Here is a 10939-nt window from a genome sequence, read left to right as displayed (position 1 = left end):
CCCCCCCCCCCCCCCCCCCCCCCCCCCCCCCCCCCCCCCCCCCCCCCGCGCGCGGGGCCCCCCCGCCTCGTCAGGACGCAGCCTGCACATCCTGTGGCTCATGGGCCCTGCTGGCGTAACGTTGCGCCAGCACCGCGCACACCATCAGCTGAATCTGATGGAACAGCATCAACGGCAGGATCATCGCACCAATCCCGCTGCCCACGAACAACACCTGGGCCATGGGCACACCGGTGGCCAGGCTCTTTTTCGAGCCTGCGAACAGGATGGTGATACGGTCCTCCAGGTTGAAGCCCAGCAGCTTGCCCAGCACGTGGGTACCCAGCAACACCACCGCCAGCAAGATGCCGCAGACCGCAAACAGGCCGGCCAGGTGCTGCGGCGACACGGTGTGCCACAGGCCCGTGACCACCGCCTCGCTGAAGGCGGTATACACCACCAGCAGGATCGAACCTTGGTCCACCACCTTCAACCAGCGAGCGTTGCGCTTGACCCACGCGCCAATCCAGCGCCGGGCAATCTGCCCTGCCATGAACGGCACCAGCAGCTGCAGGGTGATCTTCAACACCGCATCAAGGCCCGAACCGGTGTCACCACTGGCCCCCAACAGCAACATCACCAGCAACGGGGTCAGGAAGATACCCAGCAGGCTTGAAGCGGCCGCGCTGCAGATCGCTGCCGGCACATTGCCGCGGGCCAGCGAGGTGAAGGCAATGGCCGACTGTACCGTCGCCGGCAGTGCGCACAGGTAGAGCACGCCCAGGTACAGTTCATTGCCAACCAGCGGCAGGAACAACGGCTTGAACGCCAGCCCCAACAGCGGGAACAGCACGAACGTGCAGGAAAACACCAGCAAGTGCAGGCGCCAGTGCCCGGCGCCAGCAATGATCGCCTCACGTGACAGCTTGGCGCCGTGCAGGAAAAACAGCAGCCCGATCGCCAGGTTGGTCAGCCAGCCGAAATAGACGGCGCCCTCACCGGAACACGGCAGCACGGTGGCAATGAACACCACCCCGAGCAAAGCCAGGGTGAAATTGTCGAAGAGCATACGCAAGTACTTCATCACATTCCCGTCTTGTCATTGTGCAACGCCGAAGGATAGGGGTTTGCGCCCTGCCCCGCTAACGCCGGAACCCCTGGCAGTGTCGCGCAACGGACAACCCCGACCGACGTTTGGATTCGAACCCATTCGAAGCCGTGCTCACCATGGGTAAACCTGGTCACCAGGAGAGCCAGCAGCACGCTCGGTGAGGCCCGGCAGATCCGCTTTGTCAGACAAATCGACAAAAATGTAGTGCCCAAAAATAATCACTACAAAACGGTTGACGCCGTTCATCCGGCTTGTGCATGATTGAGCCGTCTCCCTGATCGGGAGCGGTGGCAAGGGTATTCCAGACGGCCTGCGCGGTAACGCAGGCCGTTCGTGGAGAGGGATCTGTCCAAAAGGCAGCGTGAGAAAGCCCCTGTTGCGATGCTGCGGTAGCAGCCTTGTCAATGCGCTACATCGAGTTGGCGCCAACTGTGAAAATCACCTGAGAATAGGTAATGGGGGCTTTATGATGAACTTGAATGACAACCCAACCATCGATCAATTGGCTGAGCTGTTCGCCCTGCGCAAGGACAGCCTCGATGACCACTTGCTGTGGGTCAGCCAGAGCGGCGAAGTGCGGCTTGACCGCCTGCCACCTAATACCATCGAAGACGAATTCGAAGAACACCTGCCCAGCATGCGTGCCCGCTTCAAGGTGTACCGCCGCGGTCAGGGTTATGTCGGCAAGAAGGCTGCCGCCGACACGGAGTTTGTCGGCCGGGTACTGCAGACCTTGCAGCAAGAATGGCCCGCGGCTCGCCAGCAGCAAGCAGTCAAGGTCATCGAACCGCTGAACTGAGGGGCTTGCTACAGAGAGCCCGGCCACAGGTGCCGGGCTTTTTCATGCCCGGCGCTTGCGCTGGGTAGGCATAGGCAACGCGCCTGTGGCCATTGCCCGAGCGCGGTCAACCCCCCACACCAAGGCGCGGGTCATGGTTTCACCAGGGCGCGCCGGGTAATATTCCTCCACCAACGCGCGCCCGTCGCGGGCGTACAACCCTAGAAACAGTTGTGTAGCCCCCAGACGCGACAGGCGAACCTGAACGTCCAGCGTCGTGCCGTCACTAAGCGCCTCATCGTGACAGCGGCTATGAAGATGGGCATCTGCCCATTGCCAATACGTCTGTTCCCTGACTCGCATGAGCGTCCGATCCTCCGTTACGCAATGACTGCGTCAGAAGACCATAGCCCACACGAAGACGCGAGCACTACCGGGCAATGCCCTGAGGCGTGTCAATGAATCGCCAGAAAACCCCGCCGTTGGGCGGGGGCGCCGTCGGCCGCTCAGCGCTTCAAGGCTCAGCACCGCCGGGCCAGCTCAGCCGCGGGCGGCCAATAGCCGTTGCCCGATGCGTGCGCCGAACACGTTGACCAGCAGCCCAGCCATCACCAGTAACGCGCCCCACCCCTGCACCGTGGTCAGGCGTTCGCCCAGCAGCAACGCGGAGGAGCTCAGGCCAATCACCGGCACCAGCAGCGAAAACGGTGCTACCTTGCCCGCCGGGTGCCGCGACAGCAGCGTGCTCCATAGGCTGTAGCCGATGATAGTGGCGACGAAAGCGAGGTAGGCCAGGGCAAATACCGAACTCCAGCCGATGTTGGCCAAGGCATGGCCGATGCGCTGCGGCCCCTCCAGCCACCACGACAGCAACAGAAACGGCAGCGGTGGGATCAGCCCGCCCCAGATCACCAGGGCCACCAGGTTCACCGAGCCGAACCGCCGGGTGATGATGTTGCCCAACCCCCACATCGCCCCGCCGCACAGGGTCAGCACCAGCGCCAGCACGGGCACATGGCTGCCATCTTCGCTACCGATCAGCGCCAGGCCGCTGGCGGCCACCAGCAGGCCGAGCACACTGGCCACGCGCAAGCGCTCACCCAGAAACAGCGCAGCAAAACCCAGCGTGAAAAACGCTTGCGACTGCAGAATCAGCGATGCCAGGCCAGGCGGCATGCCGCTGTACATGGCCTGAAACAGGAAGGCGAACTGCCCCAGGGAAATCGTCGCGCCGTAGGCGATGAGCCAGCGCCAGGGCAATTTGGGCCGTTTGATCACCAACACGGCCGGGAAGGCTACCAACAGAAAACGCAACGCCCCCAACAGCATGGGTGGCAGGCCGTCCAGGCCCACCTTGATCACCACGAAGTTGACGCCCCACGCGACGATTACCACCAGCGCGATGAGCAGGTCCTTGAGCGGCATTGTGGGTTTTCCTTATGCGAACGAATTAGACATATTTCGTTACAGCATAACGGTATTCCTGTTCCACCGACCACCATGAGGCTGAAACCTGTCGCGCATAGAACTGCCACAGCCAGTACGCCATGCCCACAGTGGCAGCGGGTTCACCCGCCAGGCACCGCCCCTCAAGCCACAGCAAACAACCCATTGGCAATCTGCGCCTGGGCGGCGTCAATTGCCTGGGTACGCTGCTCAGGCCCATACGCCAGCCCATGGGCGCGCACGATTTGCAAGTCAGTGATACCAATGAAGCCCAGCAGCACCTTCAAGAATTCTTCATGGCCAACGGCAGTCGGCTGCTCGGCGTGCAAGCCGCCTGCCGTGGAGACCAACACCACCTTCTTGTCGCCACACAGGCCCTGCGGGCCGGCCTCGGTGTAGCGGAACGTCTTGCCGGCAACCGCGATGCGGTCGATCCAGGCCTTCAGTTGGGTAGGCACGCTGAAGTTGTACATGGGTGCACCGATCACCACCGCATCGGCAGCCAGGAATTCTTCCAGGGTTTCGGCGCTGAGCTTGGCTTCGAACGCCTGAGCGGCGTCCCGCATATCTTCGGCTGTGCCGGCCGCCATCAGCGTAGCTGCAGAAAAATGGGCGATGGCGTCTGCTGCCAGGTCGCGGTACACCACCTCGACGCTCGGGTCAGCGGCCTGCCAGGCCTGGACCACTTCGCGGCTGAGCTGACGGGAGGCAGAGTTGTCGCCGAGGATGCTGGAATCGATGTGCAACAGTTTCATGGGACGCTCCTTGGAATGAGAACCGCGATGTAGCGCGGCCAGGATGGGAGCATCCTACGTGGAACGACAAACGCTGTTAAGGCGGTGGAATTGTGTCAGTTCGTTCCATAGGTGGGACAATGCCAGCGAATGGACCGTGAAAAACCCTGCTTGCGCGCCTAGGTTTCAAGCAGCGCAAATCGCTCCCCGAGCATATCCAGCAGGGCACGCACCGCTGGCAGCAAGGCCTTGCGTGAGGTGAACACTGCATGAATCAAACCGCTCTGCGGGCGATAGTGGGGCGATAGCTCCACCAGCCGGCCCGCTGCCAGGTCGCCCCGCACCATGATCTCCGGCAGTTGCACTGCACCCACGCCGATCAGCGCAGCATGATGCAGCGCGCTCAGGTCCGAAGTCACCAGCCTGGGTACGTGCTGCACCCTCAAGGCATTGCGCAGTTCGTCGAACAATACCCACTCATGGGTCGGCCTGGCAGGCCAGAGCGCCATGGTCGGCAGTTTCGCCAACGCCTGCAGCGGGTCGCCGTGATCGTACCCCGCAGCCAGGCCAGGGCTCGCGACCAGGCGCTGGCAGCTGTCCCCCAGGCGCTTCACTACCAGGCCATCATCGGCCAACGGCGGAAAACGAACCCGCAACGCAATGTCGACCCCGTCGCTCAACGGGTCCACCACACGGTTGGTGCTTTCAAGGTGCACGAGCACCTTGGGGTACAAGGCAATGAAGTCGGCAATCATGGCGTTGGCGCCGAGGGCCCCCAGCCCCGGTGGGCAGGTAATCCTGATGATGCCCTGGGGCTCGCGCTTGGCCGACAGCACCCTGGCCTCCGCCGCCTCGGCCTCTTCGACCATGGCCTGGCAATGGCGGTAGTAGTCCATACCGATTTCGGTCACGGCAAAACGGCGGGTGGAACGGTGGATCAGTTGCACACCAAGGCGTTCTTCCAGCGCCAGCACCCTGCGGCTGAGCCTGGACTTGGGCACATCGATTTTCCTGGAGGCCGCCGCGAAGCCGCCGTGCTCCACTACCTTGACGAAGATGAACAGGTCGTTGAGGTCAATCACTGGTTACTCGGGTTCAGCGCATGAGGCCTGACTATACCTCAGTGCCAGCACACTGCCTGCCCTACCCCATGGGCCGCAACAAACTGAGCGCCCCATCAGCCCAAGGGCAGATAGCGCCCCTGGAAAAACAGCCAGTCGGCCCAGAACACCTGATGCAGCAACACGATGGGCCAGAACACTAACTGGTACGACACCTTGCGTGTCTTGTGCCTGAACAGTTGCTGCGCCACGAGTGCACCCGGCCAGCCGCCCAACAGCTCGCTGGCGTGCAACAGCTTCTCGGGCGTGCGCCAGCCCTGGCTGATGGCCTGGCGCTTATCGCGCCAGTACAGCAGCAGGCTGATCAGGCTCATGGCCGGGTACAGCGCCAGTGGCCACCAGGTTTGGTCGTTCCAGGCCATGCGCGCAGCCCCAAGCCCCGGCAGCAGGCACAATACGCCCAACAACAGCAGCTTCAGGCGCACATTGCGCACACCCGCCTGAGCGTGGCGGCTCGGCTGGTCACGCATGGGCGGTGGTCCAGTCGACCCAGCCAAACTGCCAACTGGCCAGAATCAGCAGCCCGAACACGATCCGGTACCAGGCAAAGGCTGCGTAGCTGTGGTTGGCAATGAACTTGAGCAAGGCGCGCACGGCGATCATGGCGAAAATGAACGACGTCACAAACCCCAATGCGAACACGGGCAAGTCATCCGGCTGGAACAGGTGCCGGTACTTGTAGCCGGAATACACCGCTGCCCCGACCATGGTTGGCATGGCCAGGAAGAATGAAAACTCGGTGGCCGCTTTGCGCGACAAGCCGAACAGCAGGCCGCCGATGATGGTGGAGCCGGAACGTGAAGTACCCGGGATCATCGCCAGGCACTGGACGAAGCCAATTTTCAGCGCATGGCCCCAGCCCATTTCATCCACATGGTCCACCTCCACAGTGTGCTGGCGGCGCTCGGCCCAGAGCATGATCACCCCGCCCACCACCAGCGCGGCCGCCACGGTGATGGCGTTGAACAGGTATTCATGGATCATGTCGGCGAACAATACACCCAGCACCAGCGCAGGCAGGAAAGCCAGCAGCAGGTTGCCGGTGAAGCGCCTTGCCCGCGGCTGGCTGGGCAAGCCCCGGATGACATCGAAGATCTTGCTGCGAAATTCCCACATCACCGCCAGGATGGCGGCCAGCTGAATGATGATGTTGAAGGCCATGGCCCGTTCGCCGCCAAACCCGATCAGGTCGGCAACGATGATCTGGTGGCCGGTACTGGAGATTGGCAAAAACTCCGTCAGCCCTTCGACCACGCCCAATATGATTGCCTGAAAGGCAGTCCAAAAATCCATCATTCCCCCGATGAAGCTTGCGCATGACAAGCCCCTTGTTCTTGATTTGCTTAGGTCGCCGCACGCGGCCCGGCATTTTTACAGCGCCTGTTGGTCACAAAGCCAGAAGAAAAGTTCACGCCCCCTAAAGGTTTCATCTTGCGCGGCCGAGATGCTAGCAGAGGCTCTTTGCATTGGCTTTACGCGACCTGCTGCAGACTATTTCTGAGATAGCACTTAGCCATTGGTCGAGTGGGGCCACGTAGCCAGCCGTGCTTGGATGCACCTGAATAAAAAGAACAAACGGGAGCACCTGAATGAAGACGTTGAGATCGATGTCGATCAGCAGCCGCTTGTGGCTGATTCTGCTGGTGTCTGTGGCCATGCTGGTGGTGCTGGGGCTGCTGATGCTGCGCCAGATCCACGGCGACCTGTACCAGGCCAAGGCCGAAAAAACCCGCCACGTGGTGCAGACTGCGGCCGGGGTGCTGGCGTATTACCAGGGGCTTGAAGCAGCCGGCACGCTCAGCCGGGAGGCCGCTCAGCAACAGGCGTTGCAGGTGGTGCGGGCACTGCGCTACGACCACGACGACTACTTCTGGATCAACGACCTGGGGCCGAAAATGGTCATGCACCCGACCAACCCCAAACTCGACGGCCAGGACCTGTCGGGTATCCGTGACCCGGACGGCTTCGCGGTATTCAACGAAATGGTTGCGCTCGCACGGCAACAGGATGCCGGGCCGGTCAATTACCGCTGGCCCAAACCCGGGGCCAGTGAGCCGGTTGCCAAGACTTCCTATATTCAGCTGTTCAAGCCCTGGGGCTGGATCATCGGTTCAGGTGTATACATCGACGGCGTGCAGGCCGAATTTGCCCGCCAGGTGCGCGATGCATCGCTGCTGGGCCTGGTTATCGCCCTGGTGCTGGCCCTGGTGGTGCGGCTGATTGCTCGCAGCATCGCGCGCCCCTTGCAAGAAGCGGTAGAGGCCATGGGCACCATCGCCAGCGGCGAGAGCGACCTCACCCGGCGCCTGGACACCCATGGCCGGGACGAAATCACTCACCTGGGTGAACACTTCAACCGCTTCAACGGCAAGCTGCAGGGCGTGGTCGGCCAACTGCAGGGGGCGGCCCATGAACTGGCACGTTCGGCCGGCCATGTGGGCGACAACGCCGGGGCCGCTCAACATCAAAGTGCCCAGCAGTCGCTACAGATGGACCAGGTAGCCACGGCGGTCAACGAAGTCACCTACGCCGTGCAGGATGTGGCCAAGACGGCCGAGCAGGCGGCGGGCGAGATGCGCACAGCCCAGCAGCAGGTGGCCCATGGGCAGCAGGCTATCCACGGCAGCCTGGCGCAAATCGACCGGCTATCGATGACCATCGACCAGGCCGTGCAGGTCATTCGTGAACTGGCCGGGCACAGCACGCGTATAGGGGGTGTGCTGGAGGTGATCCGCTCGATCGCCGAGCAGACCAATTTGCTGGCACTCAACGCCGCCATCGAAGCCGCCCGCGCCGGTGAACAGGGCCGAGGGTTTGCCGTGGTCGCTGACGAAGTGCGGCTGCTGGCCCAGCGGACCGCCCAGTCGACGGCTGAGATCCACACCATGATCGAGCACCTTCAAAGCCAGTCCGATGCGGCGGTGAAGGCCATCGACACCAGCAGCGAAGCGTCGCGCCAAACCGTCGAGCAGGCCCGTGAAGCTGGCGCCAGCCTGGATGCAATCAACCTGGTGTTGAACAACCTCACCGCATTGAACGCGTCCATCGCCAGCGCCACGTTACAGCAGTCGCACGTCGTGGAAGAGATCAACCGCAACGTACTGGATACCGCTGGGCTTTCTCAGCAGGCCGCCGAAGCGGCGCGCCAGTCCAGCGATGCGGGCCTGGCCCTGGGCCGCCTGAGCCAGGACCTTGAGCAGTTGCTGCGACAGTTCCGGGTTTGATGCACGCAGCACGGTAGGCACAGGCTGGACCGCAGCCTGTGCCCTACACCTTACCCCTGCGAACGGCTACAATCGCGCCCCTCCCCGATTTATCCAAGGATCGCCGATGTCCGGCCTTGAACTCATCGCCGCCGTCCTCGGCGTTACCGCTGTATGGCTGACGGTCAAGCAGAACACCTGGTGCTGGCCCATCGGCCTGATCGCGGTGCTGATCTACGGCTGGTTGTTCTATGAGGTCAAGCTGTACTCGGGCATGTTGCTGCAGGTGGCCTACGCCGGTTTGCAGCTGTACGGCTGGTGGCAATGGAAACGGCCCGGGCGCGCCGAAGAGGCGCGCCGGGTCTCGCGCCTGGCGACATTGCCAATGGTCGCCGGCCTGGCCGCCGGCCTGGTGCTGAGCGCAGGACTGGGCGCCAGCATGGCCGGCTTCACCGATGCCGCGCTGCCGTGGCTGGATGCCACCCTGACCGGGTTCAGCCTGGTCGCGCAACTGTGGATGGCGCAGAAGCGTTTGCAGTGCTGGCCGCTGTGGGTGGTGGTCGATATCGCCTACGTCGGCCAGTACCTTCATCAGCAGCTCTACTTCACGGCGGGTTTCTTCGTAGTGCTGACCTTGATCGCTCTGCGCGGCTGGCTGGAGTGGCGCCGTGACCCGGCGCTGGCGCAACCATGAAGGTCGTGGTGTTGTGCGGGCCGGAATCCAGTGGCAAGAGCTGGCTGAGCGGGTTGATCCAGGCCCGTTTCGGGGGTGTGGTGGTAGGCGAGTACGTGCGCTACTTCATCGACCAGCAAGGGCGGGACACCTGTTATGCCGATATCCCGGTCATCGCCCGCGGCCAACTGGCCTGGGAAGATGACGCACGTGCAGGGGCCCCGCCACTGCTGATCCTCGACACCCACCTGCTCAGCAACATGCTGTGGAGCCAAGCCTTGTTTGCGGCGTGCCCGCCGTGGCTGGAGCAGGCATTGCTGGCGCGGCATTACGACCTGCACCTGTTGCTCAGCCCTCAAGGGGTACCTTGGGTAGCGGATGGCCAACGCAGCCAGCCGGCGCTGCAGGACCGCCAGAAGTTCTTCGACGACAGCCTGCAGTGGCTGCAACGCCACCATCAGGCCTACCATGTTATCGAGGGCACCTGGGAACAGCGTCAGCAGGTGGCCGCCGAGCAAGTCGCCACCCTGATGGGGCGCTGCGCGACGTCATAACCGCCCCAGTGTTAAGCACGTGACACACGCCAGCCCCCGAATACCCCGCATTCAGGGGCTTTGGTGTTAATTGCCGCAGAGTGTCAAGGCGCTGAAACACCCAAGTTTCCCCCTCAAGATTGAGGCCATTGCAGCAGCTCGCCTGCCCTGGGCGGCGGTGCGCTGTCTCAGGGCTGACACACATCCTCACCTCAACACCCCTCCAAAATGCCCAAGCCATTGATATTGGTGAAGTTTTCAAAAGCGGCACGGCTTCTGCTCTGGCTAGCGCATCGCTGAACAAGGCCAGCGGCTGAAGAGGGAACGCCGTCGTGAGGAAGATCAACCACCGCCTCAACCACCTGATGCTGATCGGGTGCGTGCTGGGCTCGCTGAGCCTGTCGGCCCAGGCCGACAACGGCATCATCGTGATCACCCGTGATGTGCAGACCCGCAACGCGGTAGTACCCCCTCTGCAGCCTGACCCCTCCGCGACCACCGTCAACGCCAACCCCGTCGCCCACGTGCTCAGGCAAACCAACGAACTGAGCGATGGCGACTTCGCCAACATCAGCAGCGGCGCTGGCATCAATTCGCTCATCACCCAACAGACCGACCACCTGGGGGGCAACCTGTCGCATCAGAACCAACTGCCCAACCTGGCCGCAGGCAGAGGGACAGGCTCGGGCAACGGTATTTCGAACATGGTCAATTCAAGCGTGCAGAAAGGCCTGGCCCCACTGCAGATCCTGACGGGAGGCAAGTGAGATGAAGCCCATGCTGCTTCTGCTGGCCGCGCTGTGCGGCGCACCGGCCTTCGCCCAGCCACCGGCTGCGGTCAACAACACCGCCGACATCGAGAACTCGGGTAGCGGATACCAAGGCAACATGACGGTCAACCAGGCGGCGGGCGACATGCAGCAGCAGGCCAACGCCCGCGCCTTCGCAGCCGGCCACGGCGCCAGCGCCAGTACCCAGGTCCGTCAGCGCCTGAACGTACCGGCAGACCCTGCCATGGATGCCAAGGCCAGTATCGGCGGCACTGCGTTCAGCCATGGCAGTGGCGCCCTGGGCGTCAACCAGAGTGCCGGTGCCGGCACGCAGCAGGCCAACGCCCTGCGTATCAGCACCGGGGCACAACCGCAAAGCATCGACGACAGCGTCCTCATGCAACAGAACGTGGCGCTGCTCAACAACTCCGATTCAGCTGCCATCTCGGCCGGCCATCGCCAGGTCACGACCAGTGATCAGGCGTTCACCGGTGGCCGTGGGGTGGTACAGCTGAACCAGAGTGCCGGGGTGGGAAACCGCATGGCCAACACCTTGAGCATACGGGTCGCGGATTGACCCTTTTCGTTAAG

The 10939-nt window shown here is 62.9% G+C and carries 14 protein-coding genes and 1 pseudogene; 7 read left to right on the top strand and 8 right to left on the bottom strand.

The window, feature by feature from the left end:
* Positions 1 to 70: 70 nt before the first annotated feature.
* Together IAE33_RS20555 and IAE33_RS24775 are read right to left on the bottom strand one after the other, a co-directional pair.
* Positions 71 to 1063 (bottom strand): bile acid:sodium symporter family protein, encoded by a 993-nt coding sequence (locus IAE33_RS20555; RefSeq protein ID WP_201164871.1) that lies wholly within the window; start codon positions 1061 to 1063, stop codon positions 71 to 73.
* 138 nt (positions 1064 to 1201) lie between these two features.
* Positions 1202 to 1336, bottom strand: coding sequence for a hypothetical protein (locus IAE33_RS24775; protein ID WP_268933273.1), 135 nt, complete (start codon positions 1334 to 1336; stop codon positions 1202 to 1204).
* A 220-nt stretch (positions 1337 to 1556) separates the two neighbouring features.
* Here IAE33_RS24775 and IAE33_RS20550 point away from each other — a divergent pair, with 220 nt between their 5' ends.
* Entirely contained in the window at positions 1557 to 1889 is a 333-nt protein-coding gene (locus IAE33_RS20550; RefSeq protein WP_028634211.1) for a hypothetical protein, read from the top strand.
* Positions 1890 to 1931: 42 nt separating this feature from the next.
* Here the strand turns inward: IAE33_RS20550 and IAE33_RS20545 are convergent, their stop codons facing one another.
* The 6 genes from IAE33_RS20545 to IAE33_RS20520 form a co-directional block, all read right to left on the bottom strand.
* Complete coding sequence (locus IAE33_RS20545) at positions 1932 to 2231, bottom strand: hypothetical protein (protein ID WP_201164870.1); 300 nt, start codon at positions 2229 to 2231, stop codon at positions 1932 to 1934.
* A 177-nt stretch (positions 2232 to 2408) separates the two neighbouring features.
* Entirely contained in the window at positions 2409 to 3293 is an 885-nt protein-coding gene (locus IAE33_RS20540) for an EamA family transporter (protein ID WP_060483315.1), read from the bottom strand.
* Positions 3294 to 3457: 164 nt separating this feature from the next.
* Positions 3458 to 4069 (bottom strand): FMN-dependent NADH-azoreductase, encoded by a 612-nt coding sequence (locus tag IAE33_RS20535; protein ID WP_060483314.1) that lies wholly within the window; start codon positions 4067 to 4069, stop codon positions 3458 to 3460.
* A gap of 158 nt (positions 4070 to 4227) precedes the next feature.
* Positions 4228 to 5130, bottom strand: a complete 903-nt coding sequence (locus IAE33_RS20530; protein WP_201164869.1) for a LysR substrate-binding domain-containing protein — start codon at positions 5128 to 5130, stop codon at positions 4228 to 4230.
* A gap of 95 nt (positions 5131 to 5225) precedes the next feature.
* Positions 5226 to 5639: a DUF1294 domain-containing protein gene (locus IAE33_RS20525; protein WP_201164868.1), complete on the bottom strand. Its 414-nt coding sequence runs from the start codon at positions 5637 to 5639 to the stop codon at positions 5226 to 5228.
* Positions 5632 to 6462 (bottom strand): undecaprenyl-diphosphate phosphatase, encoded by an 831-nt coding sequence (locus tag IAE33_RS20520; RefSeq protein WP_201164867.1) that lies wholly within the window; start codon positions 6460 to 6462, stop codon positions 5632 to 5634. Before IAE33_RS20520 ends, IAE33_RS20525 begins: the two co-directional genes overlap by 8 nt.
* A 296-nt stretch (positions 6463 to 6758) precedes the next feature.
* Here IAE33_RS20520 and IAE33_RS25010 point away from each other — a divergent pair.
* The 6 genes and pseudogenes from IAE33_RS25010 to IAE33_RS20495 form a co-directional block, all read left to right on the top strand.
* Positions 6759 to 7520, top strand: a pseudogene (locus IAE33_RS25010) (cache domain-containing protein); the annotation flags it as partial.
* Between the two features lie 138 nt (positions 7521 to 7658).
* Complete coding sequence (locus IAE33_RS25005) at positions 7659 to 8393, top strand: methyl-accepting chemotaxis protein (protein ID WP_428829806.1); 735 nt, start codon at positions 7659 to 7661, stop codon at positions 8391 to 8393.
* 106 nt (positions 8394 to 8499) lie between these two features.
* Entirely contained in the window at positions 8500 to 9066 is a 567-nt protein-coding gene (gene pnuC, locus IAE33_RS20510; RefSeq protein WP_201164865.1) for a nicotinamide riboside transporter PnuC, read from the top strand.
* The gene (locus IAE33_RS20505; RefSeq protein ID WP_201164864.1) at positions 9063 to 9599 is read left to right on the top strand and encodes an AAA family ATPase; all 537 of its coding nucleotides are present in this window, start codon (positions 9063 to 9065) and stop codon (positions 9597 to 9599) included. The genes pnuC and IAE33_RS20505 overlap by 4 nt, the downstream gene beginning before the upstream one ends.
* 311 nt (positions 9600 to 9910) lie before the next feature.
* Complete coding sequence (locus IAE33_RS20500; protein ID WP_201164863.1) at positions 9911 to 10345, top strand: hypothetical protein; 435 nt, start codon at positions 9911 to 9913, stop codon at positions 10343 to 10345.
* Position 10346: 1 nt separating this feature from the next.
* Complete coding sequence (locus IAE33_RS20495; RefSeq protein WP_201164862.1) at positions 10347 to 10925, top strand: adhesin; 579 nt, start codon at positions 10347 to 10349, stop codon at positions 10923 to 10925.
* The last annotated feature ends 14 nt before the right edge of the window (positions 10926 to 10939 follow it).

This window comes from Pseudomonas sp. S60 (genome assembly GCF_016647865.1).
Taxonomy (GTDB): domain Bacteria; phylum Pseudomonadota; class Gammaproteobacteria; order Pseudomonadales; family Pseudomonadaceae; genus Aquipseudomonas; species Aquipseudomonas parafulva.
Note: the sequence above shows the minus strand (reverse complement) of the source record. Positions and strands in the feature narration are given on the sequence as shown.